General features: G+C 60.3%; 28 protein-coding genes and 2 pseudogenes. 14 read left to right on the top strand and 16 right to left on the bottom strand.

The genetic code is table 11. The features are described 5' to 3' along the window. Positions 1 to 3 precede the first annotated feature (3 nt). Both ACEN8Q_RS29785 and ACEN8Q_RS29780 read left to right on the top strand, forming a co-directional pair. Complete coding sequence (locus tag ACEN8Q_RS29785; protein ID WP_413705522.1) at positions 4 to 711, top strand: CTP synthase; 708 nt, start codon at positions 4 to 6, stop codon at positions 709 to 711. Then, complete coding sequence (locus ACEN8Q_RS29780; protein WP_085717136.1) at positions 708 to 1,031, top strand: antibiotic biosynthesis monooxygenase family protein; 324 nt, start codon at positions 708 to 710, stop codon at positions 1,029 to 1,031. Before ACEN8Q_RS29785 ends, ACEN8Q_RS29780 begins: the two co-directional genes overlap by 4 nt. Positions 1,032 to 1,154: 123 nt before the next feature. Here the strand turns inward: ACEN8Q_RS29780 and ACEN8Q_RS29775 are convergent, their stop codons facing one another. Then, positions 1,155 to 1,481, bottom strand: a complete 327-nt coding sequence (locus tag ACEN8Q_RS29775; RefSeq protein ID WP_413704119.1) for a DUF2025 family protein — start codon at positions 1,479 to 1,481, stop codon at positions 1,155 to 1,157. A 233-nt stretch (positions 1,482 to 1,714) separates the two neighbouring features. Between ACEN8Q_RS29775 and ACEN8Q_RS29770 the strand changes: the two genes are divergently transcribed. From ACEN8Q_RS29770 to ACEN8Q_RS29745, 6 genes are all read left to right on the top strand, one after another. Beyond that, the gene (locus ACEN8Q_RS29770) at positions 1,715 to 2,839 is read left to right on the top strand and encodes a glycerophosphodiester phosphodiesterase (RefSeq protein ID WP_413427341.1); all 1,125 of its coding nucleotides are present in this window, start codon (positions 1,715 to 1,717) and stop codon (positions 2,837 to 2,839) included. Between the two features lie 253 nt (positions 2,840 to 3,092). After that, a complete protein-coding gene (locus ACEN8Q_RS29765; protein ID WP_413704118.1) occupies positions 3,093 to 3,398 on the top strand; it encodes a PepSY domain-containing protein in 306 nt (101 codons plus the stop codon). A gap of 319 nt (positions 3,399 to 3,717) precedes the next feature. After that, entirely contained in the window at positions 3,718 to 4,740 is a 1,023-nt protein-coding gene (locus ACEN8Q_RS29760; RefSeq protein WP_008022830.1) for a transporter, read from the top strand. A 248-nt stretch (positions 4,741 to 4,988) separates the two neighbouring features. Further along, positions 4,989 to 6,602 (top strand): inorganic phosphate transporter, encoded by a 1,614-nt coding sequence (locus tag ACEN8Q_RS29755; RefSeq protein ID WP_413427339.1) that lies wholly within the window; start codon positions 4,989 to 4,991, stop codon positions 6,600 to 6,602. 299 nt (positions 6,603 to 6,901) lie between these two features. Next, the gene (locus tag ACEN8Q_RS29750) at positions 6,902 to 7,768 is read left to right on the top strand and encodes a hypothetical protein (RefSeq protein ID WP_413427338.1); all 867 of its coding nucleotides are present in this window, start codon (positions 6,902 to 6,904) and stop codon (positions 7,766 to 7,768) included. Continuing rightward, positions 7,765 to 8,487, top strand: a complete 723-nt coding sequence (locus tag ACEN8Q_RS29745; RefSeq protein ID WP_085717129.1) for a TylF/MycF/NovP-related O-methyltransferase — start codon at positions 7,765 to 7,767, stop codon at positions 8,485 to 8,487. Before ACEN8Q_RS29750 ends, ACEN8Q_RS29745 begins: the two co-directional genes overlap by 4 nt. A gap of 134 nt (positions 8,488 to 8,621) precedes the next feature. Here the strand turns inward: ACEN8Q_RS29745 and ACEN8Q_RS29740 are convergent, their stop codons facing one another. Further along, entirely contained in the window at positions 8,622 to 9,518 is an 897-nt protein-coding gene (locus ACEN8Q_RS29740; RefSeq protein ID WP_413704117.1) for a LysR family transcriptional regulator, read from the bottom strand. Positions 9,519 to 9,639: 121 nt separating this feature from the next. On the opposite strand from ACEN8Q_RS29740, the gene ACEN8Q_RS29735 reads away from it, so the two are divergent. Continuing rightward, on the top strand, positions 9,640 to 10,398 hold the full coding sequence (locus ACEN8Q_RS29735; protein ID WP_413427336.1) for an SDR family NAD(P)-dependent oxidoreductase: 759 nt from the start codon (positions 9,640 to 9,642) through the stop codon (positions 10,396 to 10,398). A 58-nt stretch (positions 10,399 to 10,456) separates the two neighbouring features. Here ACEN8Q_RS29735 and ACEN8Q_RS29730 read toward each other — a convergent pair whose 3' ends face one another. Next, a complete protein-coding gene (locus tag ACEN8Q_RS29730; RefSeq protein WP_413427335.1) occupies positions 10,457 to 10,891 on the bottom strand; it encodes a multidrug/biocide efflux PACE transporter in 435 nt (144 codons plus the stop codon). Between the two features lie 90 nt (positions 10,892 to 10,981). Between ACEN8Q_RS29730 and ACEN8Q_RS29725 the strand changes: the two genes are divergently transcribed. Further along, positions 10,982 to 11,836 carry a LysR family transcriptional regulator gene (locus ACEN8Q_RS29725; RefSeq protein WP_413427334.1) on the top strand — a complete coding sequence of 285 codons (855 nt, stop codon included), beginning with the start codon at positions 10,982 to 10,984 and terminating at the stop codon, positions 11,834 to 11,836. A gap of 133 nt (positions 11,837 to 11,969) precedes the next feature. Here ACEN8Q_RS29725 and ACEN8Q_RS29720 read toward each other — a convergent pair whose 3' ends face one another. The 3 genes from ACEN8Q_RS29720 to ACEN8Q_RS29710 all read right to left on the bottom strand — a co-directional run bounded on the left by ACEN8Q_RS29720 (position 11,970) and on the right by ACEN8Q_RS29710 (position 14,042). Further along, complete coding sequence (locus ACEN8Q_RS29720; protein WP_413704116.1) at positions 11,970 to 13,205, bottom strand: RNA polymerase sigma factor; 1,236 nt, start codon at positions 13,203 to 13,205, stop codon at positions 11,970 to 11,972. Further along, positions 13,206 to 13,550 (bottom strand): YciI family protein, encoded by a 345-nt coding sequence (locus ACEN8Q_RS29715; protein ID WP_007985194.1) that lies wholly within the window; start codon positions 13,548 to 13,550, stop codon positions 13,206 to 13,208. Between the two features lie 66 nt (positions 13,551 to 13,616). After that, positions 13,617 to 14,042 (bottom strand): YybH family protein, encoded by a 426-nt coding sequence (locus tag ACEN8Q_RS29710; RefSeq protein WP_085717123.1) that lies wholly within the window; start codon positions 14,040 to 14,042, stop codon positions 13,617 to 13,619. A 141-nt stretch (positions 14,043 to 14,183) separates the two neighbouring features. On the opposite strand from ACEN8Q_RS29710, the gene ACEN8Q_RS29705 reads away from it, so the two are divergent. Continuing rightward, positions 14,184 to 14,669: a GNAT family N-acetyltransferase gene (locus tag ACEN8Q_RS29705; RefSeq protein WP_413427330.1), complete on the top strand. Its 486-nt coding sequence runs from the start codon at positions 14,184 to 14,186 to the stop codon at positions 14,667 to 14,669. 146 nt (positions 14,670 to 14,815) lie between these two features. Here ACEN8Q_RS29705 and ACEN8Q_RS29700 read toward each other — a convergent pair whose 3' ends face one another. The 3 genes from ACEN8Q_RS29700 to ACEN8Q_RS29690 form a co-directional block, all read right to left on the bottom strand. After that, positions 14,816 to 15,304, bottom strand: a complete 489-nt coding sequence (locus tag ACEN8Q_RS29700; RefSeq protein WP_413704115.1) for a GNAT family N-acetyltransferase — start codon at positions 15,302 to 15,304, stop codon at positions 14,816 to 14,818. A gap of 98 nt (positions 15,305 to 15,402) precedes the next feature. Beyond that, positions 15,403 to 15,888, bottom strand: a complete 486-nt coding sequence (locus ACEN8Q_RS29695; protein WP_413427328.1) for a GyrI-like domain-containing protein — start codon at positions 15,886 to 15,888, stop codon at positions 15,403 to 15,405. 67 nt (positions 15,889 to 15,955) lie between these two features. Next, the gene (locus ACEN8Q_RS29690; protein ID WP_413427327.1) at positions 15,956 to 16,618 is read right to left on the bottom strand and encodes a LysE family translocator; all 663 of its coding nucleotides are present in this window, start codon (positions 16,616 to 16,618) and stop codon (positions 15,956 to 15,958) included. Positions 16,619 to 16,755: 137 nt separating this feature from the next. Here ACEN8Q_RS29690 and alaC point away from each other — a divergent pair, with 137 nt between their 5' ends. Beyond that, a complete protein-coding gene (gene alaC / locus ACEN8Q_RS29685) occupies positions 16,756 to 17,967 on the top strand; it encodes an alanine transaminase (protein WP_413427326.1) in 1,212 nt (403 codons plus the stop codon). Positions 17,968 to 18,093: 126 nt separating this feature from the next. On the opposite strand, the gene ACEN8Q_RS29680 is transcribed toward alaC, so the two are convergent. Together ACEN8Q_RS29680 and ACEN8Q_RS29675 are read right to left on the bottom strand one after the other, a co-directional pair. Beyond that, positions 18,094 to 19,446, bottom strand: coding sequence for a GntP family permease (locus tag ACEN8Q_RS29680; protein ID WP_413428853.1), 1,353 nt, complete (start codon positions 19,444 to 19,446; stop codon positions 18,094 to 18,096). Positions 19,447 to 19,527: 81 nt separating this feature from the next. Continuing rightward, the gene (locus tag ACEN8Q_RS29675; protein WP_413704114.1) at positions 19,528 to 20,061 is read right to left on the bottom strand and encodes a gluconokinase; all 534 of its coding nucleotides are present in this window, start codon (positions 20,059 to 20,061) and stop codon (positions 19,528 to 19,530) included. Positions 20,062 to 20,276: 215 nt separating this feature from the next. Here ACEN8Q_RS29675 and ACEN8Q_RS29670 point away from each other — a divergent pair, with 215 nt between their 5' ends. Then, positions 20,277 to 21,308, top strand: coding sequence for a LacI family DNA-binding transcriptional regulator (locus ACEN8Q_RS29670; RefSeq protein ID WP_413428852.1), 1,032 nt, complete (start codon positions 20,277 to 20,279; stop codon positions 21,306 to 21,308). A 57-nt stretch (positions 21,309 to 21,365) separates the two neighbouring features. Here the strand turns inward: ACEN8Q_RS29670 and ACEN8Q_RS29665 are convergent, their stop codons facing one another. Further along, positions 21,366 to 21,614, bottom strand: coding sequence for a DUF6124 family protein (locus ACEN8Q_RS29665; protein WP_057713571.1), 249 nt, complete (start codon positions 21,612 to 21,614; stop codon positions 21,366 to 21,368). A 380-nt stretch (positions 21,615 to 21,994) separates the two neighbouring features. Here ACEN8Q_RS29665 and ACEN8Q_RS29660 point away from each other — a divergent pair, with 380 nt between their 5' ends. Then, positions 21,995 to 22,633, top strand: a complete 639-nt coding sequence (locus ACEN8Q_RS29660; RefSeq protein ID WP_413704113.1) for a glutathione S-transferase family protein — start codon at positions 21,995 to 21,997, stop codon at positions 22,631 to 22,633. A gap of 604 nt (positions 22,634 to 23,237) precedes the next feature. Here the strand turns inward: ACEN8Q_RS29660 and ACEN8Q_RS29655 are convergent. The 4 genes and pseudogenes from ACEN8Q_RS29655 to ACEN8Q_RS29640 form a co-directional block, all read right to left on the bottom strand. Next, positions 23,238 to 23,654: pseudogene (locus tag ACEN8Q_RS29655) on the bottom strand (methyl-accepting chemotaxis protein); the annotation flags it as partial. 132 nt (positions 23,655 to 23,786) lie between these two features. After that, positions 23,787 to 24,557 (bottom strand): annotated as a pseudogene (locus ACEN8Q_RS29650) (PAS domain-containing protein); the annotation flags it as partial. Between the two features lie 630 nt (positions 24,558 to 25,187). Further along, positions 25,188 to 26,201 (bottom strand): ABC transporter substrate-binding protein, encoded by a 1,014-nt coding sequence (locus ACEN8Q_RS29645; RefSeq protein WP_413704112.1) that lies wholly within the window; start codon positions 26,199 to 26,201, stop codon positions 25,188 to 25,190. After that, a complete protein-coding gene (locus ACEN8Q_RS29640; protein WP_413704111.1) occupies positions 26,198 to 26,746 on the bottom strand; it encodes a sigma-70 family RNA polymerase sigma factor in 549 nt (182 codons plus the stop codon). The genes ACEN8Q_RS29645 and ACEN8Q_RS29640 overlap by 4 nt, the downstream gene beginning before the upstream one ends. Positions 26,747 to 26,849 lie beyond the last annotated feature (103 nt).

Below are 26,849 nucleotides of genomic sequence, written 5' to 3'. Positions count from 1 at the left end.
TCCATGGAAACCCGCCCGATTCGCATCGCCCTGATCGGCGACTACGACCCACAGGTCACCGCCCACCAAGCCATCCCCATTGCCCTCGAAAGGGTCGCCGCGTACACCGGCCTGAACCTGCAATGGCAATGGCTGGCCACCGATGAAATCCACACCGAAACACCACTGCACACATTCGACGGCTTCTGGTGCGTACCGGCCAGCCCGTATCGCAACATGAACGGCGCATTGCAAGCGATCCGTTTTGCCCGCGAACAACGGCGACCTTTCCTCGGCACCTGCGGTGGTTTTCAACACGCGGTGCTGGAATATGCGCGCAATGTACTGGGCTGGTCGGATGCCGAACACGGCGAGACGGCGCCCGATGCAACACGGGCGCTGCTGACACCGCTGACGTGCGCGCTGGTGGAAGCGGTCGATACCATTCATTTGCGTGAAGGCTCGTTGATCGCCCAGGCGTACGAAAACACCGAGATTCGTGAAGGCTATCGCTGTCGTTATGGGGTGAATCCGCAGTTCGAAGGGGAGCTGCTCAAGCGTGAACTTCACGCCGTCGGCCACGATTCGCAACAAGGCCTGCGCGCGGTCGAACTCAGCGGCCATCCGTTCTTTGTCGCGACCTTGTTCCAGCCCGAGCGGGCGGCGCTCAAAGGCATCACGCCGCCGCTGGTTGGCGCCTTTGTCGCAGCCTGTGCGGGGCAGCCAGCATGATCGCCGATACGCCAGCGACGCCTTATTACGCGGTGATCTTCACCTCGGTGCGCACCGAGGGCGACCTGGGTTACGCCGAAGCGGCCGCACGCATGCTCGAACTGGCCCGTGAACAGCCGGGGTTTCTCGGAGTGGAATCGGCTCGGGGTGAGGATGGGTTGGGAATAACCGTGTCGTACTGGGCCAGTGAAGCGGCCATTCTGGCGTGGAAGCATCATCCGCAGCACAGTGCGATTCGCGAACGTGGGCGCTCGACCTGGTATGCGCGGTGTCATACGCGGGTGTGCAGGGTTGAGCGGGCCTACGAATTCAGCCTGTAAATGATGTGGTGTGCTTGAGGCCGTCTTCGCGAGCAAGCCCGCTCCCACAGGTTTCGTGTGCTGCCATCAGACTTGTGGGAGCGGGCTTGCTCGCGAAGGGGCCCGTCAAATCACCGCAAAAACTCAGCCCTGAACAAGGCTGCGAACCGCCGAAATCTCCGGCACGTCCCGCCGGTTCATGTACACCCGCAAGGGCTCGGTGATGTTGATCCGCTCATCGATGTTCTGCTCCAGCAGCAACTGAATCAATTCGCGCTTGAGCGTCATGGCCTGCCCGGGCCCCGCACCCCAGACAAACTCGCTGGTCGGGATGATGCCGTCGTCCGCCACGTCCATGCCGAACGAGTCTTCGCTGAAGCGCACGATGTAGTGCCCGGTCTTGCGATTGAGGCCGACGAAGCCTTTGAGTTGGTCGGCAGCCTGGCAGATGAGCTGGGAAGTGATGCGCATGGTAAACCTCACATAAGGTCACAACGGACCGCTGATCGATGGTTTACACGCAAGGCAGGTGCATGGGTTTCCCTCTGCCGGGGAAATGGCCGAGGCCAAGATTACTGCAAGGAACCGCACAAAAGCGCTGAAAAAATTCTGCATTGAACAGGTTTGTGTCGCTCTCGCGATAGCGTGTGCAATGATCAGTTGTTAAAAGGAACCGCCCCCCTCATTGCGAAAGGATCTCGACCATGCCTGTACCCTTTACTAAAAGCGCCCTGTTACTGAGCCTGTTGCTCGGCTTCGGCCAGGCACAGGCCACCAGCGAACCCGGCCCGACGGCGCTGGCAACCCGTTCGGGTATTCCGCATCCGGCTGTGATCGCTCACCGTGGCGCGTCTTTCGATGCACCGGAATCCACTGCCGCCGCCTACAAGGCTGCCCGCGACCTGGGCGCCGACTACCTGGAAATGGACCTGCAACGCAGCAAGGATGGCGTGCTGTTTGCCCTGCACGACAACAACCTGCAACGCACCACTGACGTCGCCAGCAAATTCCCCGAGCGCAAGGACAGCCCGGCCACTGCGTTCACCATGGCCGAGCTGAAAACCCTGGATGCGGGCAGCTGGTTCAACGCCGCGTACCCGGATCGCGCGCGCCCGGCCTTCGCCGGCCTGAAGATTCTGACCCTTGATGAAGTCATCGACATCGCCGAGGGCAACGCCTTGCACAAGCCAGGCCTGTATATCGAGACCAAGGAGCCGAAGCAGTTTCCCGGCATCGAACGCGACCTCAAGGAAAAACTTCAGGACCGTGGCTGGCTGAGCCCTACCGGTTCGAAACTGGCGAAAAGCGAACTGGCGGTCGGCCAGGGCAAAGGCAAGGTGGTCCTGCAGACCTTTGAGAAGAGCAGCCTCGAACTGCTGCAAAAAGAAATGCCGGCGGTGCCGAAGATCCTGCTGTTGTGGGTCGGTGAAGGCAGTATCGAGCCCAAGTCCAAGGTGACATTTGCCGAGTCCGGCGCAAAGGACAAGGCCGCTTACTACGCCAGTCAGGAACCGAAGGACAAGGCCGAATTCCAGCAGTGGATCGACTACGCCAAGGCCCAGGGCGCCATTGGCACAGGACCGTCCGCCGCACTGACCCAGGGTGGCGACCAGAGCTATTCGGACCTGGTGCAACCGTGGATGAACCAGTACACCCACAGTCAGGGCCTGTTGGTACACGTCTATACCGTCGACGAGGCGGTGGACTACCAGAAAGTCATGGACGCCGGAGTCGACGGTATTTTCACCAACCGCGCCAGAGAGTTGTTGAAGTTTTATAAACGTCCGGCGGCGAATGTGGCGCAGGTGCTAAAAAACAACGGGTATTGATTCAGAATTGCACAAAACCTGTGGGAGCGGGCTTGCTCGCGAAAGCGGAGTGTCAGTCGATGTTGATGTTGAAGCTGATGGCCTCTTCGCGAGCAAGCCCGCTCCCACAGGTTATGCGTGTGCCAGCAAAATTTGCGGCGAACACACATTCCCACAGGGATTGATGCAGGACATGCCGGGGGATTTAAGGGTGGATTAAGTTACCCACGCTAACCTGATCTCACTTGAACGGATCGCCCAAGGAAAGCATCCCATGAAGACCCTGACTGCTTTGTTTACCGCTGCAACCCTGACCCTCGGCGCGGGCCTGGCCCAGGCCGATGTGCGGGTCGATACGATCCCGCAACTGGTCAAGGACGGCAAGATCAAGCCGCTGGAAGACCTGAACAAGATCGCGCTGGATCTGCACCCGGGTGCAACGATCACCAAAACCGAACTGGACAACCACTTCAACGGTTACGAGTACGAAATCGAACTGCGTGACGCCAGGAACGTCGAGTGGGATGTGGACATCGATGCCTCCAACGGCAAACTCCTGAAAAACAAACAGGACACCTGATCCCGAAACACACAAAAGCCGCACGATTGAGAAGTCGTGCGGCTTTTGCGCATTCGGGATTCAAGCGCTCAGGCGTGCCGTCACCTCGTTCAACTGCCCCGACAAACCGTGCAGGTTATTGCTGGCCGATCGCCGACTGCGCGCAACAGCCCCCCCGCGTGATCGGCGTGCCAGAGCGGTTCTTAAGACAATCCAGTCCGCCGACAGAGCAATCGTATGCGTTTATTTTCCTGTCACAAAAACGTCATCCCGGCTTGCGATGATGCCGCTCAAGTGAACCTGTAAAACACGTGACAGGCGCCTCCCCTTGCGAGTCCTCATGAACCACAGCATCGATCAAAGCCATCGCGACACGGATCTGTTCGGCCTGCTCTACGGTTTCAGTTTTCGCCCCGGTGAGGCCGGTCGGGAAATCAATTCCGCCGAGGCCTTGCAGTACCTGCAACAACCGGAAAGCGACGAGCAATTTCTGTGGCTGCACCTGAACCTCGCGCACGCCGCGTGCGAACGCTGGATGAAGAGTCATCTGGAATTGCCCGAGGAGTTTTTCGAAGCGCTGCACGAAGGCTCACGCTCGACGCGCATCGAGCATGTCGACTCTGCGTTGCTGGCGGTGGTCAACGACGTGGTGTTCAACCTCAGCAACATGGTGTCGTCGGATGTCTCGACCCTGTGGGTGTGCGCCCGCAGTCGACTGATCATCAGCGCCCGCCTGCAACCGCTGCACTCGGTGGACAAATTGCGCTCGTCGGTGAAGGCCCGGGAATGCTTTCGCTCGCCGCTGGAACTGCTGGTGCATCTGCTGCGCGATCAGGGGGAAGTGCTGACCCAGATCGTGCGCAAGACTAGCCAGAGCGTGGATCAGATCGAAGACGAATTGCTGTCCTCGCGGTTGTCGACCAACCGCGCCGAGCTGGGCGCCAATCGCCGGGTGCTGGTGCGATTGCAACGGCTGCTGGCGCTGGAGCCAGGCTCGTTGCTGCGCCTGCTCAACCGGCCGCCGCAATGGCTGCAAAAGGAAGACGTGAAGGAATTGCGCAAATCCACCGAGGAGTTTGCGTTGATCATCAACGACCTCACGGCGCTGGGTGAGCGGATCAAGCTGTTGCAGGAAGAGATCGCCGCCAACATCAACGAACAGACCAACCGCACGCTGTTCACCCTGACGGTGGTGACGGTGCTGGCGCTGCCGATCAACATCATCGCCGGCTTCTTCGGCATGAACGTCGGTGGTATTCCGCTGGCCGGTGATCCGGAAGGTTTCTGGATCCTTGTGGCGCTGGTCGCGACGTTTACCGTGATCGCCGGACGCTGGGCGTTTCGCAAGCAGCAGGATTATTGAGCGCACCTGCAGTCCCTGTGGGAGCGGGCTTGCTCGCGAAGGCGTCGGGTCAGTCAATATCAAAGTTGAATGACACATCGCCTTCGCGAGCAAGCCCGCTCCCACAGGTTCCAGGGTTCACTTCCACAGGCAGGTGACTTCAAATCAGCGGCCCTGCAAAAAGCCTGAACACTGACCCAGAGCAGTCTCCCTGTAACAATTGGCAACGATTATCACCGGTACTCCTTCCCTCCTCAGGAATGTCCGTGATGGCTACACCCTCCTTCTCCGCCGCCCCGGCACCCGCCAGTAGCGCCAAACCGCATTTCGACAAAAAACCCGGCCTGATCACCATCGTGGTGTTTGTTGCCGTGCTGGCCATCGGCTTGTTGTTTACCGCCTACAGCCTGATGCACGACATGAACGAACTCGGCACGGTGGTGACCACCTGGACGCCGTTCCTGCTGCTCGGCGTGGCGCTGCTGATCGCCCTGGGCTTTGAGTTCGTCAACGGCTTCCACGACACCGCCAACGCGGTGGCCACGGTGATCTACACCCACTCGCTGCCGCCGAACGTGGCGGTGGTCTGGTCCGGTTTCTTCAATTTCCTCGGGGTGCTGCTGTCCAGCGGCGCGGTGGCGTTCGGCATCATCGCCCTGCTGCCGGTGGAGCTGATCCTGCAAGTCGGCTCGTCCGCCGGCTTCGCGATGATCTTCGCCCTGCTGATCGCCGCGATCCTGTGGAACCTCGGCACCTGGTGGCTGGGGCTGCCAGCGTCGTCATCGCACACCCTGATCGGTTCGATCATCGGGGTCGGCGTGGCCAATGCTCTGATGCACGGCCGCGACGGCACCAGCGGTGTGGACTGGGCCCAGGCAACCAAGATCGGTTACGCGCTGCTGCTCTCGCCTCTGGTCGGCTTCGGCTGCGCCGCGCTGCTGTTGCTGGCCCTGCGCGCGTTCGTCAAGAACCGTGCGCTGTACAAGGAGCCAAAGGGCCAGACCCCGCCGCCATGGTGGATTCGCGGCCTGCTGATCATGACCTGCACCGGCGTGTCGTTTGCCCACGGTTCGAACGACGGCCAGAAAGGCATGGGCCTGATCATGCTGATTCTGGTGGGCACGCTGCCTATGGCGTACGCGTTGAACCGCACCATGCCGGCGGATCAAGCGTTGCAGTTCGCCGCGGTCGCCGAAGTCACCCAGCAAGCGTTGGTGAAAGCTGCGCCGCTGCCAGCACCCGCCGACCCGCGTCCGGTGTTGTCCGAATACGTCCGTTCCAAGGAAGCGACCCCGCAATTGGTGCCGGCGCTGGCGGCGCTGACCGGCAGCATCGGCGCCCAGGTGAAAAGCTATGGCTCGCTGTCGAAAGTCCCGGCCGAAGCCGTGGGCAACGTGCGTAACGACATGTATTTGAGCAGCGAAACCATTCGCCTGATGGACAAGAACAAGGTCGGCAATTTCGACGCCGACACCAGCGGCAAGCTGCAACTGTTCAAGCAACAGATCGACAACGCCACGCGGTTCATTCCGTTGTGGGTGAAAATCGCCGTGGCCATCGCCCTGGGCCTGGGCACCATGGTCGGCTGGAAGCGCATCGTGGTGACCGTCGGCGAGAAAATCGGCAAGACCCACCTGACCTACGCCCAGGGCGCCTCGGCAGAAACCGTGGCGATGCTGACCATCGGCGCCGCCGACATGTTCGGCCTGCCGGTGTCGACCACTCACGTGCTGTCCTCGGGCGTGGCCGGGACCATGGTCGCCAACGGTGGCGGCTTGCAGATGAAGACCATCCGCAACCTGCTGATGGCCTGGGTGCTGACCTTGCCAGCGGCGATCCTGCTGTCGGGCAGCCTGTACTGGTTGTTCACGCAGTTGTTCTGAATCGCTGCAAAACATGTCTGTGTGTGGGAGCGGGCTTGCTCGCGAAGGCGGCGTGTCAGACAGCACTGCAGTCGACTGACACACCGCCTTCGCGAGCAAGCCCGCTCCCACAGGGTACAGGTTCCAAGCACATCATCCCGGCGGGTTTTCCCGCCGGGATTTTTTTCGTCCAGCGGCACGGCATTTGCTCACAAACTCTAGGGCTTGCGCTTTATTGACGCACCTCGCCTCCGGCAGCCCTTCAGTTTGTTAGCGCGATGCCGACTCATAAGACACTCGATGTATTCAGGAGAGGAACCGTGAATCTGTACATCAATCAGCTGCAACAGAAAGCTGACTTTAAAGAAGCCATTTACGCGGGCGATATTTTCCTGAACACGCAGTTACGCGCCGCCAAAGAACTCTGTGCGTTCGCGCAGGAAAGCATCACGGCCGCCTTCGATGGCGAAACCAACCACCAGGCCCTGCACACGCTGATGCCGGTGGAAGAATTCGTGGTGCTGGTGACTCGCCTCAAGGGCCAGTTCACCAACAGCCTGCGTGCCAAGGAGTTGATCTGCAGCTTCACCGAGGAAATCGGTGCCGCTCCCGAGGAATTCATTTTCGATGTGCCGCGCATCCGTGTCGTGCCCAACTACGACTACCTGCACGCCGGCGTCAGCTATGCCTACAAGCCCCATCGCGATACCTGGTACGGCGGTGTCGACTGCCAGATCAATACCTGGATGCCGGTCTACACGATCCAGCCTGACCAGACCATGATGATCAACCCGGCCTACTTCGACGTCCCGGTGCAAAACACCTCGGCGCAGTGGAGCCTGTCTGACTGGATCGACGTGCAACGCCAGCGCGCCAAGGACAACGTCAAAGAAGAGGCGCGCCAACACCCGGTGCCCACCGAAGCGATCAACGATGCCAGCGAACTGCGCATCGCCGGCAACACGGCCGAGATGCTGGTGTTCTCCGGTTCGCACCTGCACGGCACCGTACCCAATTACACGCAACAAACCCGCTTCAGTGTGGACTTTCGCCTGATGCATCTCGACGACCTCAAGCACCAGCGCGGCGCGATTAACGTCGACAGCGCCTGCCCGGATGTCGGCGCCGGCTTCAAAGACTACTTCCACGTCCACGACTTTTCGAATTTCCGAGGAATCCAGCAATGACCAAGCGTCGCATCACGCCCGCCGAGGCCCAGTACAACGAAACCCGTTCCGGCGTTCTGAAACGAGTCGATGCCGAATACGTGGCCGACGCCCCATTCGTCTTCGCCAACCGCATCGGCGTGACCGCCGCGTTGTCGCGCATGGAACTGTTCAAGAAGGTCGCTGAAGTACCGGGCGCGATCATCGAGTGCGGCGTGTACAAGGGCAACTCGTTGATGCTCTACATGCACCTGTCGATGATTCTCGAGCCGTATGCGATCAACCGCTCGATCGTGGGTTTCGACACCTTCGAAGGCTTCCAGAGCATCGACAAGAAAGAAGACCCGGCCGACGTCAACGAGACCATGTTCGCCGACACCGACCAGTCGCTGATCCAGGACATGATCGACGCCAACGACCTGTTGCGCCCGGTCAACCGCATTCCGCGCTGCGAGCTGGTCAAGGGCGACATCGTCAAGACCGTACCGGAGTGGGTCAAGACCCGTCCGGACCTGGTCGTGGCCATGCTGATCCTCGACACCGACCTGTACGAGTCGACCAAAGTCGCGCTGGAAACCTTCCTGCCGTACATGCCCAAAGGCGCGATCGTGGTGCTCGATGAAGTCGCCTACCGCAACTTCCCTGGCGAAACCAAAGCCCTGCGTGAAGTGCTCGACCTGAACAAGATCGAACTCAAGCGCCTGCCGTTCGATTCGTGCGTGGGTTACTTCCACGTCTGACCCAAAGACCTGGAGCCGACCCAAAACCCTGTGGGAGCGGGCTTGCTCGCGAAGACGGAGTGTCAGTCACCATCATTGCTGAATGACATACCGCTTTCGCGAGCAAGCCCGCTCCCACAAAAAAAAAACCGATCTCAGGCTTCCGAGCGGATCACCTCCCCCAGCCAGTCCATGAACACCCTCACCCGCAACGGCAAATGCCGCTGCCGGGCATAGAGCAGCGATGCCTCCATGGACGGCGCGTTGAACTGCGGCAACACCTCCACCAAATCACCGTTTTGCAGGTATTGCCGCATGCCCATCCTCGGCGCCTGGATCAGGCCGAAACCACCCAGGCAGGCGGCCTCGTAGGCATCGGTGCTGTTGACCGTGACACTGCCGGCCATCGGCATTCGCTGCACCTGCCCCTTGTCGACGTACACAAACCCTTCCGAACGCCCGCCCAATACACCGACGTAGTGCACCAGCCGATGCTGCGCCAGATCTTCCAGCCGCTCGGGCACGCCATAGCGCTGCAAATACGCGGGGCTGGCGCAGTTGACCATGGTGAAGTCACACAGGTGTCGCGCCACCACCGATTGATCCGGTTGGGCGCCGATGCGCAGTACGCAATCGAAGCCTTCGGCGAGCAGATCGACCCGGCGGTCGGTGCTGCTGATTTCCAGTTCGAGCAGCGGGTGCTGCGCCATGAACTGCGGCAAGCGCGGCATCACCACCCGACGCGCGAGAATGTTCGGCAGGTCGATGCGAATGCGCCCGACCAGCGACTCCTCGTCCTGGCGAAACAGTCCCTCGATTTCGTCCATGTGCGACAACAGGTCCTTGCTGCGCTCGTACAACACCAGGCCATCCTGGGTCGCCTGAACCTTGCGCGTGGTGCGTTGCAACAGGCGGGTGCCGAGCAATGCCTCCAGTGCCTGCACATGCTCGGACACCGTTGAGCGAGGCAAGCCCAGGCTTTCGCCGGCCAGGGTGAAACTCGACATCTCGCTGACACGGACAAAGGTGCGCAACAGTTCCAGTTTGTTCATCAGCCTGCTCTTTTATTGTTCGGATTATCCGACCAGTGATTCCGCTTTCACTCTGTTTATCACCCATAAGCGGATAAATAAACTTCCTCACATCAACCGCCACTGCACCTGAGGAAGTCCCATGAACCGTAAAATCGCACTGATCACCGGCGCCAGCCGCGGCCTCGGCAAAAACGCAGCCCTGCATCTGGTCGCCCAAGGCATCGACATCATCGGCACCTACAACAGCCGCGCCGACGAAGCGCAGGCACTGGTGGCCGAGATTGAAAGCCTTGGCGGTCGCGCCGTCATGCTGCAACTGGACGTTGCCCGGAGTGAGCAGTTCGACGCCTTCGGCAGCGAAGTGGCGAAGGTCTTGCGCAGCCACTTCGAACGCGAGCGCTTCGACTTTCTGGTCAACAACGCCGGGATCGGCCTGCACGCCAACTTCGTCGACACCACCGTCGAACAGTTCGACCTGTTGGTGAACATCCACTTCAAGGGGCCGTTTTTCCTCACGCAGACGCTGTTGCCATTGCTCAATGACGGTGGTCGCATCGTCAACATTTCCAGTGGCCTGGCCCGCTTCAGTCTGCCGGGGCACAGCGCCTACGCGGCGATGAAAGGCGCGATGGAAGTGCTGACCCGCTACCAGGCCAAGGAACTCGGCGCGCGCAACATCGCGGTAAACATCCTGGCACCGGGGGCGATAGAAACGGATTTCAGCGGCGGCGCCGTGCGCGACAACCCCGGGTTGAACACGCTGGTGGCGAACAACACCGCCCTGGGTCGCGCCGGTTTGCCGGATGACATCGGCGCCGCGATTGCGCTGCTGTTGGCGCCGGGTAGCCAGTGGATCAATGGCCAGCGCATCGAGGCGTCGGGGGGGATGTTTTTGTAAAACGCCCTGTTGCGAGGGAGTTTGCTCCCTCGCCACAAAAGCCTGGTTCAAACGCTACTCAGCAAACCTCGCGAGTCATCACCATCCGCTCGCGAACCACGTCATACACCCAGTGATAGACGTAGGTGTACGGCAGGAAGAACAGCAACACGCCGATATCCAGCAGGAATGCCTGCCACAGGCTGACCTTCAGCCACCAGGCAATCAGCGGCACGCCGAGGGCGACCAGTCCGCCTTCGAACAACAGCGCATGCACCACCCGGACCCAGGCGTTGTGCACGATGGCGAAGCGCTTGAGCACACGGTCGAACATGCCGTTGAAGACCACGTTCCAGGCGAGGGCCAGCGCGGCGATGAGGAGGGTGACCACACCCATTTCCAGCATCGGCTTCTTCATGATCCAGGCCAGCAACGGGGTACAGATCAGGATGGCCAGCAGTTCGAAACCGATGGCCTGGAAAATACGTTCAGTAATGGACTTGTTGGCGCTCATGGCCGAACTCCCTTGAGTGACTGTGGTTGCCATGATCTGTCATCACACCGATACTTCATAACCAATAACCATCGATCAAGGCGATAGTTCATGGCTTCTCACGAAGTGTTGCTGGCGTTTGTCGAAGCCGCGACCCAAGGCTCGTTTTCCGCCGCGGCGCGCAAGCTGGGCCGCAGTCAGTCGACTATCAGCGCGGCGGTGGCCAGCCTGGAAATCGACTTGAACCTGACGCTGTTCGACCGCAGCAGCCGCAAGCCCGGGCTGACCCCGGCCGGGCACGTCATGCTGCAACGGGCCGAGGACATCCTGGCCGCCACCAGTCGCCTGGAAATGACCGCCAGCCAACTGTCCCAAGGGGTGGAAGCGAAGCTGACGGTGGCGCTGTCCGATACCTATCAGTCGGACCGTTTCGAAGCCTCACTCAGTGCCTTCGAACAGCGTTATCCCGACCTGGAACTCGAATGCCTGATCGCCGAATGCGATGACCTGGTGTCCCTGGTGCAAAGCGGCCGGGCGCAGATTGCCTTCGCCGAAATGCAGGACAGCTACCCGCCGGACCTGGTCAGTTCGACGGTGGACGAACGCACGGAAATCGCCCTGTTCGTGTCCCCTGCCCACCCGTTGGCAAGGCTGGCCTACGTCGATCAGGACGCACTGCAACAGCACCGCGAGCTGCGCCTGGCCACCATCATCAATCCCTATGAAAGTCGGGCGAAGGGTCGCGTCTGGTCGGCACCGAGCTATCTGATGCTGCTGGAAATGGCCCAGGGCGGATTCGGCTGGGCGCCGCTGCCCCGCTGGCTGGTCGAGCGATTCGGGCCAGGCACGTTGCAGGAACTGGTGGTGCGCGGCTGGCCGAAAACGGTGTCGGTGGATGCGTTGTGGTCACGGCTGAATCCACCGGGGCCGGCGGGGAGCTGGTTGCTGGGCAAGATGCTGGAATAGTGGTGCGTCCTTCGCGAGCAAGCCCGCTCCCACAGGTCATTGTGTCGATCACAAAATCTGTGTGCACCACCGTCACTGTGGGAGCGGCGGTGCGGCGATCCGACTTGCTCGCGAAGAGGCCAGTAAGATCACACTACTCCAACGCCTTGAGCCGCCCTTCGATAAACCGCCGTTCCGGCTCTTGCCGGGTTAACGCCAGCGCCCGCTCCCACGCCGCCCGCGCCTCTTGCTTGCGGCCCAGTTGCCGACAAAATTCCGCCCGTGCCGAATGCGCCAGGTGGTAATCGAGCAGTTCTCCGCGCTCCAGAATGGCGTCCACCAACGTCAGCCCCGCCAGCGGCCCATCCCGTTTCGAAATCGCCGCCGCCCGATTCAACTCGATCACCGGCGACAGCACCGCCCGCAGCAGCACGTCATACAGACCGACAATCTGCGGCCAATCGGTTTCCCCTGCGGTCGGGGCTTCGGCATGCACCGCCGCGATGGCCGCCTGCAGGCAATAGGGTCCGAATCGCCCCATGCTCAACGCCTGTTCGATCAGCGCGCAGCCTTCACTGATCAAACCGGCGTCCCACCGCGAACGGTCCTGTTCATCCAGCACGATCAGCTCGCCGCTTGCCGAGGTCCTGGCCGGGCGGCGCGACTCGTGCAACAGCATCAACGCCAGCAAGCCCATCACCTCCGGCTCCGGCAACAACTCCACCAGTAACCGGCCGAGACGGATCGCCTCGCGGGTCAACTCCTCGCGGATCAGTTCGGCCCCGACGGACGCCGAGTAGCCCTCGTTGAACACCAGGTAAATCACCCGCAATACGCTGTCCAGACGCTCGGGCAACTCGGCCAGTGTCGGCACTTGATAAGGGATTTTCGCGTCGCGGATCTTCGCCTTGGCGCGCACGATGCGCTGGGCGATGGTGGCCGGGGCCGAGAGAAAGGCCCGGGCGATTTCTTCCGTGGTCAGGTCGCAGACTTCCCGCAGCGTCAGCGGCACTTGCGCGTCCGCCGCCAGGGCGGGGTGGCAGCAAGTGAAGATCAGCCGCAGGCGATCGTCTTCCACGTCTTCAACACTCCAGTCAGCCTGTTCCAGCTCCTCCAGTTGCGCGATCAACAAGGGCTGCGACGCGGCGAAACGCGCACGCCGGCGCAAGGCATCGATGGCCTTGAAGCGCCCGGTGGACACCAGCCAGGCCCGCGGATTGTCCGGCACGCCATCACGCTGCCAGCGTTCGACCGCGATGAAAAACGCCTCGTGCAAGGCTTCTTCGGCGAGGTCGAAATCCCCCAGCAAGCGAATCAGGGTCGCGAGAATCCGCCGCGAGTCTTCGCGATAGACCCGCTCGACCTGCGCCTGAACCGGCAGCCCCGGCATCTAAGGATTCAACTGCCGAACGGGACGCACCTCGACGCTGCCGACCCGGGCCGCCGGAATGTTGCCGGCGACCTGAATGGCTTCGTTGAGGTCCCTGGCATCGATCAGGTAGAAGCCAGCCAGTTGCTCCTTGGTTTCAGCGAACGGGCCGTCGGTGATCGACATCTTGCCGTTGCGCATGCGCACGGTGGTCGCGGTCTGCACCGATTCCAGCGCCTCGGCGGCGACCATCCGGCCACTGCCCTGGATCGACTCGGCGTAGGCCATGCACTCTTCGTCCTTCGGGCTTTCCGGCAGCGAATGCAGCAGACGCTCATCGCTGTAGACCAGACATAAGTACTTCATCACGCTCTCCTTATCGAACGATCAACTATGGTCGCTGATTGGCATTGCGGCTCGGCTTCCCGACGATCAGGGCTTGAGGTCGAACAGCGTCGCGCCGCTGGTCATGTCGAACGGTGCCGACCAATGTTCGTGGACAATCTGCCACAGCCCGGCTTCCTGCCGATAGCAAGCGGTGACGCGCATCCAGCAGGACTGGGTTTCGCCCTTGTCGTTGGTGCCACCGCAATTGGCCAGCCAGTGAGCGAAGGCAATTTCCTGGGACGGCTCGATGGTGATTTCGTGGAATTCGAAGATGTGCGGGCCGGGGCACATTTCCATGCAGGCCTGCCAATGCGCGCGATACGCCGGCTTGCCTTTGAATTGCAGGGCCTTGACCGCGTCGAAGGAGACGATGTCATCGGCATACAGGGCCATGACTTTTTCAATGTCCTTGGCCTTGACCGCCTGACGATAGTTCTCGATGAGGTTCTGGATCTGGGTTTGCGAGTTCATGGTGGTTCTCCGTGGTTTTTATAGTGAAGACACCCTTAGTCGTCCGGCGATCCGGCAAATCGACAGGTGAAATAAAAATAATCCAAACGACCAGACTCGTTAGAATCCGAGATTCATTCATGTAGGAAAAAGGACAATCCCGTGACAGCCCGACTCGTGACTTATGAAAGCCTGAACACGCTGCAGCGCCAACAGGTCGAGGCCATCGAAGTGCACCCGGAGCAAATCAGATTCTCCGGCGATATCCACGGCGCCCTGCACACCCTGCTGTCCCGGCCCGGCCCCGGCGTCAAGGGCTTCGCCCTGCTGGCCGAAGGTGTGCCCGTCGCGTTCCTGCTGCTCAAGCGCCCTCCGGTGCTGCCGGCCTGGGCCGATGAACACAGCGCCACCCTGCATGCACTGCAAGTCGATCAACGCGCTCAGGGCAAAGGCTACGGCAAGGCCTGCCTGCAGGCGCTGCCCGAGGCGGCGCGCCGGGCCTGGCCGGAAATCAAGGCGCTGGAGCTGTCGGTGGATGCCGACAACGAGGCGGCCATCGCCCTGTATGCCAGGTTTGGCTTTGTCGACAGCGGCGAGGCGTACAAGGGCCGGATCGGCTATGAGCGGCGGATGGGGTTGGTGTTTTGACTGCGCGTTAGTTCTTTACAGACATTACTGACACAACACTGCCCCTCTGTAGGAGCGAGCTTGCTCGCGAAGGTGTGTCAGCATAAGTGGTGTCGACTGACACTCCATCGCGAGCAAGCTCGCTCCTACAGGGGATCTACGTCGGATTAGAGTTCCAGCACCATCTCATGCCACGCCATGCCGCCATGGTCGGAAGCCGAGGGTTTGACGTAGGCAAAACCGAACCCGGCGTACAACGGAATGTGCCGTTCCTTGCACATCAGGTTGATGCTGACCTTGCCCAGCGCACGCATGCGCTCGATGAACTCGCCCATCAGGCGCTTGGCCAGGCCTTGCCCCTGATAATCCGGATGCACCACCACCGACATGATCACCACGTGCGGCCCGGCCGGGTCGTGGCCGATCAGTTCCTTGAACGCCTCGTCCGACATTTCCACCTGAAACGCCGCGCCGGAATTGATGAAACCGGCCACGGCTCCGTCCACTTCAGCGACGATAAAACCCTCGGGCCAAGTGGCGATGCGGGTGGCGATCTTCTCGCGGGTCGCGGCTTCGTCACCTTCATAGGCGAGGGTTTCGATGGCAAAGCAGCGGTCAAGATCGGCAGGGGTGACGTTGCGGATGACGGTGTTCATGGCAGCTCGGGATCAGCGTGGGAAAGGCTGGCGATCATAAATCAGCCGTCGTGGGACATCGAGAGACGAATCGGCTGATCCGCCCCTCGTTTCAAGCGTCATGGCTTGATCGGCAACCAGATTTCCAGCTTGCCGGTGTTGAGCTTGGGGTTGAAGTCTTCGCTGTAGCGCTCGAACTCCGGGGCGTTGAGCAGTTCACGCCCGGACTGCGGAAGCCATGTGCCATGGATGTACTGAAAGGTCTGCGGCAAGGTGTCCAGCGGCCCTTTGTGTTCAAACACCACGTACTGCTGCGGCTGAATTTCCACCCAGCGATAGGTTTCCGGCAAGTCGTCGAGTTTGCTGATCTCGACCCCTGCGATGTAATCGAAGCCGCCCTTGCCATCGAAATTGCAGCAGACGCCGTAGGTGACTTCGCCCTTCTGTCCCGGAACATTGCCGATGTGAGGAATGAATTTATCCCAGAGTGCTGGAATGTCCTGGGTGGTTTGCTGGGTAAATTGTCCGCCCAGCCCTGCAATCAGCAGGAAGTGTCCGTGTTCGAAGCGTGGTTCCGTCACTTCAACGCGTATTTGCTCATCCATGGCTCGACTCCTGACGCATAAAAATGGGTTCGGCTGGGAGTATAGAAGCCAAACCCGATTCGCCCAATTACAGCGCGTGCAGCTGCTCCACGGCGGCGGCACCGACGAACTCGTTATAGCCAGATAGAATCACGTAGACTGCGAAATAACAGAAGATCGCCGCCGATGCCATATAAGAATACCGCAGCAGCTTGTCACCCAGCAACTTGCCGCCATGGCTCGCGGCGAAGCACAAGCCTGCCGACCAGAGCAGCCCGGCACAGAGGAACCCGCCGAGAAACAGTGCCGAACTGAGCGGGCCACCGCCACCGGAACGGGCGATCAGCGTGCCGCCAACGGCCGCGAACCAGAGAATGGCGCTGGGCGAGGACATGGCGAGAAAAATCCCGCGCAAGAATTCCTTGCGGTGGGAGTTGTTCCCGACCTCCGCCGTCTCGGCCAGCAACGCCTCGTGGTGAATCGCCGAATAGATCATCTTCGCCGCGAAGTACACCAACAGCGCCGAGCCACCAATCCACAACACCCAGCGCACGCTTTCGTACTGCAGCAACACGGTCATGCCGGCCAGTGCCAGTACCGCGTAGATCAGGTCGCCGACGCAAGTGCCGAGGCCCAGCGCAAAGCCCTGGAAATAACCGCGTTGCATGGCCAGGGTGATCATTGCGATGTTGGCCACGCCGATATCCAGACACAGCGAGAGGCTCAGCAAGAAGCCACTGGAAAATTCCATCGACCCATTTCCTTCGGAAAAATTTGTTTACATGGAGGCTGGACAGTCTGCCACAGCTGCCCGTACATTCCGTCACAGGTCACCGCTGACCTGCGTCGCTCGGACGGTTCCGGGCGCTTACGTTATCCGAGGCAACAATGGCCGAACAAGGTTCGCCGCGCCGCTTTGCGCGCATCGATCGACTCCCCCCTTACGTTTTCAACATCACTGCCGAGCTGAAGATGGCCGCCCGTCGTCGTGGCGAAGACATCATCGACTTGAGCATGGGCAACCCCGACGGCGCCACCCCGCCGCACATCGTCGAAAAACTGGTGACGGTGGCCCAACGCGAAGACACCCACGGTTACTCCACCTCCAAGGGCATTCCGCGTCTGCGCCGGGCGATTTCCAATTGGTACAAGGATCGCTACGAGGTCGACATCGACCCGGAAAACGAAGCCATCGTCACCATCGGTTCCAAGGAAGGCCTGGCGCATCTGATGCTGGCGACCCTGGACCAGGGCGACACCGTACTGGTACCGAACCCGAGCTACCCGATCCACATCTACGGTGCCGTGATTGCCGGCGCCCAGGTGCGGTCGGTGCCGCTGATTCCTGGCGTGGATTTCTTCGCTGAACTGGAGCGGGCGATTCGCGGCTCGATCCCGAAACCGAAGATGATGATCCTCGGCTTCCCGTCCAACCCTACCGCCCAGTGCGTGGAGCTGGATTTCTTCGAGCGGGTGATCGCCCTCGCCAAGCAGTACGACGTACTGGTGGTGCACGACCTGGCCTACGCCGACATCGTCTACGACGGCTGGAAAGCCCCGTCGATCATGCAGGTGCCCGGCGCCAAGGACATTGCGGTGGAGTTTTTCACCCTGTCCAAGAGCTACAACATGGCCGGCTGGCGCATCGGTTTCATGGTCGGCAACCCGGAACTGGTCAACGCCCTGGCGCGGATCAAGAGTTACCACGACTACGGCACCTTCACCCCGCTGCAAGTGGCGGCGATTGCCGCGCTGGAAGGCGATCAGCAATGCGTGCGCGACATCGCCGAGCAGTATCGGCAGCGACGCAACGTGCTGGTCAAAGGCCTGCATGAGCTGGGCTGGATGGTCGAAAACCCGAAAGCGTCGATGTACGTCTGGGCGAAGATTCCCGAGGCTTATGCGCACCTGGGCTCGCTGGAGTTCGCCAAGAAACTGCTGGCCGAAGCCAAGGTGTGTGTCTCGCCGGGCGTCGGGTTTGGCGAATACGGCGATGATCACGTGCGCTTTGCGCTGATCGAAAACCAGGACCGGATCCGTCAGGCCGTGCGCGGGATTCGCGGGATGTTCCGGGCGGATGGGCTAGTAACCAAATCCTGACACCCGGTACAAAACACTGTGGGAGCGGGCTTGCTCGCGAATGCGGTGCGTCAAACAACATCTTCGTTGACTGACACACCGCTTTCGCGAGCAAGCCCGCTCCCACATTGGGTTTTGCGGTGTTGCTTAAACGAACAACGACAACAGCAGGATAAAGCCCAGGCCCACCACCGACAGGATGGTTTCCATCGCGGTCCAGGTCTTGAAGGTTTCCGCCACGGTCATGTTGAAGTACTGCTTGACCAGCCAGAAACCGGCGTCGTTGACGTGAGACAGGATCAACGAACCGGCACCGGTGGCCAGCACCAGCAGCTCACGGTTCACACCCGGCATCATCCCCACCACCGGCACCACGATGCCGGCGCCGGTAATGGTCGCCACGGTTGCCGAACCGGTGGCGATACGAATCACCGCCGCCACCAGCCAGGCCAGCAGGATCGGCGAGATCTGCGCGGCCACCGCCATGTGGCCGATCACGTCACCCACACCGCTGGTCACCAGCATCTGCTTGAAGCCACCACCGGCACCGATGATCAGGATGATCGCGGCGGTCGGCGCCAGGCTCGCATCCAGCCATTTCAGGATCTGCTGGGAACCGATTCCCTGCTTGTGGCCGAAGGTGTACAGCGACAGCAGCAACGCCAGCAGCAGCGCCGAGATCGGGTGACCGATCAGGTCCATGAAGGTGCGGAAGAAGTTGCCATCCGGCAGCACCACATCGGCGAAGGTCTTGAGCAGCATCAGGAACACCGGCGACAGCACGGTGACCAGGGTGATGCCGAAACTTGGCAGATCGGCGGAATCCGACTCGCGCGCCAGTTGATCCACCAGCTCCTGATTCGGATGACCGGGGATGTGCTTGGCAATGAACGTACCGAAGATCGGACCGGCAATGATGGCGGTCGGCAGTGCAACGATCAGACCGTAGAGAATGGTCTTGCCGATGTCGGCACCGAACACGCCGATGGCCAGCAACGGACCCGGGTGCGGAGGCACCAGGCCGTGTACCGCGGACAGGCCCGCCAGCAGTGGAATACCAATCTTGATGATCGACACGCCGGTGCGGCGGGCCACGATGAACACCAACGGAATCAGCAACACGAAGCCGATTTCGAAGAACAGCGGGATACCCACCAGGAACGCGGCGAACATCATCGCCCACTGCACCTTGTCCTTGCCGAAGGCGCGGATCAACGTCTGTGCAATCTGATCCGCACCGCCCGATTCGGCCATCATTTTGCCGAGCATCGTGCCCAGCGCGAGGATGATGCCGACAAAACCGAGTACGCCACCGAAGCCGTCCTGGAACGCCTTGATGATGGTACCGATCGGCATGCCGGAGGTGAGCCCGAGGAAAGCGGCGGCAATGGTCAGGGCAATGAACGGGTGGAACTTGAACTTGGTGATCAGGACGATAAGCCCGATCACCGTGACCACTGCATCGAGCAGCAGGAACGTCTCGTGGGACATGCCAAACATTGGGGGTGTCTCCTGGTTGTTGTTGTTATTAAAGCGGGTTGATCAGAAGCCGTGAGGACAGCGCTGTCTTTACAAGCACACTCATACCGCCTGCTTCAGGCCGTTCGCCTGCCACCAGACATGAGCCTGGGCAGCCAGTTGCTCGACGCTATGGGTCGAAGCATCCAGCGCCAGGGTCAACGGCTCGCCCTTGGGCGATTCGAGGGTGGCGAACTGGCTGGCGATCAGGGTCGACGGCATGAAGTGGCCCGGCCGATGGGACACACGGTCGGCGGCCACTTCGGGGGTCAGCTCAAGGAACACGAAGCCCAGGCCCGGCAAGGCACTACGCAAGCGTTCGCGATAGATGAGCTTGAGCGCCGAACAGGTCAGCACCGGGCGCTGGCCCATGGCGTCGACACGACGCAGTTCATCGCACAGGCTGTCGAGCCAGCCGGCGCGGTCTTCGTCGTTCAGGGGGATCCCCGCGCTCATCTTTTCGATATTGGCGGCAGGGTGGAAAGAGTCGCCTTCAATGGCAGTGGCGCCGCTCAGTTGGCACAGGGCCTCGCTGACGCACGTCTTGCCGCAACCGGCAACGCCCATGATGACCAGGGCGGTGATGGGATGATTCATGTAACACCTCAGCGCGCAGACAGCGCTACCTTTGCCAGTTATGACACTAGACCAAAAGCAGGAGTTGCCGACGCCTTTCTTGTCATTTTGTGGGTTGCAGCAGGTTAAGTCCCGACACCAAAAAGCGAGGATCAGGCGAACCCCCGCTCACGCATTTGCAGCTGCATCGAGACAGCGCTACCTTAGTGCCTTGAATTTTGTTTGGCAAGCCATCGATGAACACAACCAAGAACGATAAAAATACCCGCACCACTGGCCGCCCTACCCTCAACGAAGTTGCCCGACTGGCCGGCGTCAGCCCGATTACCGCTTCCCGCGCCCTGCGTGGCGTCAGCACCGTGGCCACCGAACTGGTGGAAAAAGTGCAGAAAGCGGCGCTGGAACTCAACTATGTCGTCAACCCTGCCGCCCGTGCCCTGGCCTCGGCCCAGAGTCAATCAGTGGTAGTTTTGGTGCCGTCGCTGTCCAACCTGCTGTTCATCGACACCCTGGAAGCCATTCATCAGGTCCTGCGGCCCAAGGGCTTCGAAGTGCTGATCGGCAACTTCCACTATTCGCGCGACGAAGAAGAAAACCTGCTGCGCAATTACATGGCCTATCAGCCGCGTGGCTTGTTGCTGACGGGTTTCGACCGCACCGAAAGTTCACGGCGGATGATCGAAGCCAGCAACATTCCTTGCGTGTACATGATGGAACTGGACAGTGCGGCCGGGCTCAATTGCGTTGGCTTTTCGCAACTGGCGGCCGGCGAAACGGCGGCCGAACACTTGCTGTCTCGCGGCCGCAAGCGTCTGGCCTACATCGGCGCGCAACTGGATCAACGCACCTTGCTGCGTGGCGAAGGGTTCCGCAAAGCCCTGCAAAAGGCCGGCCTGTATGACCCGGACCTGGAAGTGCTGACGCCGCGCTCGTCTTCGGTCGGCCTGGGCGGAGAACTGTTCCTGCAACTGCTCGCCAGTCATCCCGATGTCGATGCGATCTTCTTCGGCAACGATGACCTGGCCCAGGGTGCCTTGCTCGAAGCCATGCGCAATGGCATCAAGATTCCCGAGCAGGTGGCGATCCTCGGCTTCAACGATTTGCCCATGTCCGAACACATGGTCCCGCGCCTGAGCAGCATCAACACCCCGCGCGAGGCCATCGGCCGACGTGCGGCGGAGCAGATGCTCACGCTGATGGCCGGCAATACCGTGGCCAGGCCGGTGCAGGACATGGGGTTTGAGTTGAAGGTGCGGGAGAGTACTTGAGCCTGTCCTTGATCATTCCCGTGCAGCGCGTGGGAATGATCGGCTGCAAGTCAGCATTCAATCTTGCGGATCAAGGTTATCCAGCACCCGATTCACCGCCAGCTCGGCCAGCATGATGATCTGTGCAATCGCCAGCGCCGTGTTGCGATGGCTACCTTCCAGAAAAGCGGCAAAGTCATTGGTCATGACGCTCGCCGAGGCCAGTGATTCGCAGGCATGCGCCAACAGCGTTTCGTTGTTGATGCCTGGCGAGATGGAGAACATGGGGCTGGGATTGCGTGGGGGGTTGGGCGTGGGTTTGAACATGGCAATGCTCCTAGAGTGATGGAGCTGCCACGATTCGCTGCTAGACGAAAATCAAGGTGGCAGCCGTGCGTGGGCTAGCAGACCAGGACTCTAGAACCCGGTAGACCCGAAGGTCTTCCCACACACAGCCGCCATAACGTGAATCGATCACGAACGGAGGACGCCATGCGTCTAAAGTATCCAGGCTGCTAGACCCGGTCGCTGAATTTGCAGCGACACGGAACGATAGAGTCCGGATACCAGGCGCACAAGCCGGCGGATTCTGGCGCAGTTGTAGGCAATGGAGCAAGAAACCGTAGCCTGCGGAAACCTGGTGAAACCCCTTTCCTTCAGACCACTCCTACAATTACAGACACGCCATTCGCGATGGAGCTGCTCAAATGGAACACACCCTGAAGATTCTCGGCAAAGCCTCGTCCATCAATGTCAGAAAAGTGCTGTGGACTTGCGAAGAACTGGGTATTGCCTACGAACGTGAGGACTGGGGCAGCGGCTTCGCGTCCACCCACAGCCCGGAGTTCCTCCGGTTCAACCCCAACGCCAAGGTGCCGGTGATCATCGACGACGCCGGTGTGCTGTGGGAGTCCAATACCATCTGCCGTTACCTGGCCGGCAAACACCACCACCATCACAGCGAGTTGCTGCCCACTGAACCTGCGGCACGCGCCCGAGTGGAACAGTGGATGGACTGGCAAGCCACCGAGCTCAATCCATCGTGGAGTTATGCATTCATGGCACTGGTGCGCAAGGACCCGGAGTTCCAGGACCCGCATAGCCTTGAAGTCGGCATCCGTGGTTGGAACCAGAAAATGGGCATCCTCGAACATCAACTCGCGACCACCAAGGCGTATGTCGCCGGACCGCAGTTTACCCTGGCCGACATCGTCATCGGCCTGTCGGTCAACCGCTGGCTGATGACCTCGATCGAGCGTCCGGACTACCCCGCCGTCGATGAGTATTTCAAACGCCTGGCGCAACACCGTGGCTTCCTCAAGCATTGCTGCAACGGTTTGCCCTGAATGGCCGAAGGTTGCTCGCCCCTACAGTGGGTCAGCGTTTTTTTGTAGGAGCGAGCTCGCTCGCGATGAACCCCAGAGCACCGCGTTTAGCCAGGAAACACGCGTAATCGTTAACGACCATCGCGAGCAAGCTCGCTCCTACAGTGGGTCAGCGTTTTTTTGTAGGAGCGAGCTCGCTCGCGATGGACCCAAGAGCGCCGCGTTCAGCCAGAAAACACGCGTTATCGTTATCGACCATCGCGAGCAAGCTCGCTCCTACAGTGGGTCAGCGTTTTTTTGTAGGAGCGAGCTCGCTCGCGATGGACCCAAGAGCGCCGCGTTCAACCAGAAAACACGCGTTATCGTTATCGACCATCGCGAGCAAGCTCGCTCCTACAGTGGGTCAACGTTTTTTTGTAGGAGCGAGCTCGCTCGCGATGAACCCCAGAGCACCGCGTTTAGCCAGGAAACACGCGTAATCGTTAACGACCATCGCGAGCAAGCTCGCTCCTACAGTGGGTCAGCGTTTTTTTTGTAGGAGCGAGCTCGCTCGCGATGGACCCAAGAGCGCCGCGTTCAGCCAGAAAACACGCGTTATCGTTATCGACCATCGCAGTTGCCGCTATCAGTTCAGCTGCAACGTCGAGTTGAACTGACTGATCGCATCCACCACATGCCGCGAGCCCTGCTGGATTTCCAGGATCACCTCCCCCGCCTCGTTCGCCAATTCCACGCCCAGGCCGGTTCGGCTCAAACTCGATTGCATGCTCGATACCGCGCTGAGCGACAAATCGTGGTTCTTGCGCACTACCTCGACAATCTCCAGCGTCGCCTGACTGGTGCGCGCCGCGAGGCTGCGCACTTCATCGGCCACCACCGCAAACCCGCGCCCGTGTTCACCGGCCCGTGCCGCTTCAATCGCCGCGTTGAGCGCCAGCAGGTTGGTCTGATCGGCAATGCCGCGGATGGTCTGCACGATGGTGCCGATGATGTCGGACTGTTTGCTCACGGCATCGATACTCAGTGCCGCTTCGTTCAGGTCCCGGGAAATGTGCTGGATGATCTGCACCGTCTGCTGCACCACCTCTGACCCTTTGCGGGCACAGGCGTCGTTTTGCACCGAGGTGCTGTGGGCCGATTCTGCGGCGGTTTGCAGGGTGGTCATCTGGTTGGTGATGTCGCTGGCAAACTTGACCACTTTGTACAACCGCCCCTTGGCGTCGAACAACGGGTTGTAGGACGCTTCGAGGAATATGGTCTGCCCCTGTTTGTTTCGGCGCTCGAAACGATGGGAGTGGTATTCGCCGCGGTTGAGTGACGCCCAGAAATTCCGGTAATTCTGCGACTCGGCTTCGGCACGGTGGCAGAACAGGCTGTGATGCTGCCCCACCACTTCGTTGAGCGAGTACTGCATGGTTTTCAGGAAGTTTTCGTTGGCGCTGATGACCTTGCCTTCTGGCGTGAATTCGATCACAGCCATGGAGCGGCTGATCGCGGAGAGCCGGCTTTCGTTTTCGTGCTCCTTGTTGACCCGGGCGGTGATGTCGGTGGCGACCTTGATCACGCTCTTGACTTGCCGGTCGGGGCCCAGCACCGGCATGTAGCTGGCTTCGAGCCAGATCTCCCGGCCGCTTTTGTGCAAGCGCAAAAAGGTCCCGCTCAGCGGCTCGCCCCGCGCCAGGTCGCGCCATAACCTGGTGTAGTCATCGCTGCGGTAATACTGCTCTTCACAAAAGATCCGGTGATGTTTGCCGCGCACTTCTTCGGCGCTGTAACCCATGGCACTGCAAAAGTTTTCATTGGCATCGATGACGATGCCGTCCGGGGTGAATTCAATCATCGCCATCGAACGACTGATCGCCGCCAACTTGGCGTTGGCCTCAGTCAGCGCACAGCTGAATCGTTCGATTTCCAGCAGGTCAGCCTTGTGATGTAGGTTGAACATTGTGGTATCACCTTCCGCGCGATTTCTTGATTGATGAAAGTTGCAGGTCTTTCAAATCCACCACTGCGTTCAGCAGAACAGGCACACGCATCCCTCCAAAAAGAAGGACTGGTCAGGTGATAAATGATGTTCGATCGGAAGGGTCCCTATTGCGACACTCTCATCAAGACATCCTTCTCTTGATAGCCCGCATGCGGGCCAGCCCTAACAGTTTCAAACAAATTCCATTTAGCGGACAGCTCCCTGTCATCAAGTCTCGGTGCCTTCGATTGCGCACTCTTGCGGCCAGACATCGACCGCCTCACGGCGGTCGACATAGTTGGTTACAACTGATCATAGACAGCAACCTTGGGCTTGCAAGGCCACTAGTCGGCCACTATTGAGGACAAAATCGGTTCAGCGGCTTGTCGAGGGGGGAAATGCTCGTCGAGCAAGACAGATCAGCGGCCGGCAGTGAAAGCGGCGCTGGCTGCCGAATTGGCTTAAGGCTGCAGACCATTCGCGAGCAAGCCCGCTCCCACAGGGGGTGGGCGGTGAACACAGGGCTTGTGGACATCACAGATCCAATGTGGGAGCGGGCTTGCTCGCGAATGGTTTGCAGCTCAAATACTGCAGAACTTTCAGAACACACTACAAGCTGGCACTCACCCTCGTAGCCACTTCCCCCGGCACCCAGCCCTTCCACACCTGCGGCTGCTCACGTAAAAACGCTTCGGCGACTTCACGGGGCTTCTGCCGTTTTTCACTCATCTGGCCCAAGGTCTGGTTCAGCAGATCAATCGGCAGGTCGACCTTTTCAAAGAACGTCACCAGATCCGGGTATTGCGCCTTGAACGGTGCCGATACGCCGATGGCCAGGCTGGCTGGCATCGAGCGTGTGCCTTTGGGGTTCGGGTTGTTGGCGTCGGCCAGGGTTTTCCAGGCTTCGGCGTCAAACGGCGGTTCGTCGAGTTTCACCAGTTTGAAGCGCCCCAGCAGCGGTGTCGGCGACCAGTAGTAGAACAGCACCGGTTTGCCACGGCGGATTGACGACGCCACCTCGGCATCCAGTGCGGCACCGGACCCTGTGCGGAAGTTGACGTAGCTGGCGGTCAGGTCATAAGCCTTGAGTTTCTGGCTGTTGACGATTTCCGAGGTCCAGCCGGTCGGGCTGTTGAGGAAGCGTCCGCGACTCGGGTCTTCGGGGTCGCGGAACACGTCCTTGTACTTCGCCAGATCAGCAACGGATTTCAGCTCCGGGGCCAATGGCTTGATGCCGCGCTCGGGATCGCCCTTGATCACGTACTCCGGCACCCACCAACCTTCGGTGGCGCCCTTGACCGTATCGCCGAGGCCGAACACCTTGCCCTCCCCGGCAGCCTTGACCCAGGCCGGGCTGCGTCCGGCCCACTCTTCACCGATGACCTGGATATCGTTTTTGGCCAGCGCCGCTTCAAGGCTGACGGTGCTGCCCGGCAGCGTGTCGGTCGGGTAGCCGTAACCTTTTTCAACGATCAGGCGCAGGATTTCGGTGATCAGGCTGCCGCTTTCCCAGGTGATGTCACCGAAGTGAATGGGTGCGGCTTTTTCCGTGGCCGATGCCGGGTGGGACAACAGGCTCAGGGCCAGCAACGAACTGCCGAGCAGGGTTTTGATCGATCTCATGCGGACCTCTTGTTCTGGAGTGGACGGTTCAGGGATTGATTGGCGCTGTGCCGGTCGCACAGGGCCTGGGAACGGGTCATGTAGTCGCTGACCGAACGCAGCGAGATGCCCAGCGCAGCGGCAATTTGCGGATAGGTCAGGCCGTCGATCCGCGATAGCAGGAAGGTCGAGCGCACTTTGCCTGGCAGCCGCTGAAGACTGCGATCGACACGGGCCAGGGTCTGGGACAACTGAGCCAGCTCTTCCGGCGATTCGGCGTGGATCGACCCGGCCTGTTGCAGTTGCTGCAGATACTGGCGCTCCAGATCACCTCGGCGCCAACGCTGATAGAGCAGGCGCCGGGCGATAGTGGTGAGCAAGGCACGGGGTTCACGGATTGCCGTCAGGCCAGGGGCTTCGAGCAGTTGCACGAAGGTTTCGCAGGCAATGTCTTCGACACCGGCGGCATCGTTCAGAGACTGGCGCAGGCGTGTGCAGAGCCAGTGGTAGTGAGCGCGGAACAGTCCGTCCACGTGTTTGCGGTGAAGTATATCGGCGCCGGACATAGGGGCTCCTGGGTTAGGGGTCGCTGAATGTCCGGTGGTCCGGTGAGGCGAATCCTAGCAAGGAGCCTTATTCTTTAATAATACTTAAAACTTATTTTTATAT

It is taken from the genome of Pseudomonas sp. Pseusp16 (genome assembly GCF_047324915.1).
Classification (GTDB): domain Bacteria; phylum Pseudomonadota; class Gammaproteobacteria; order Pseudomonadales; family Pseudomonadaceae; genus Aquipseudomonas; species Aquipseudomonas fluorescens_CD.
Note: the sequence above shows the minus strand (reverse complement) of the source record. Positions and strands in the feature narration are given on the sequence as shown.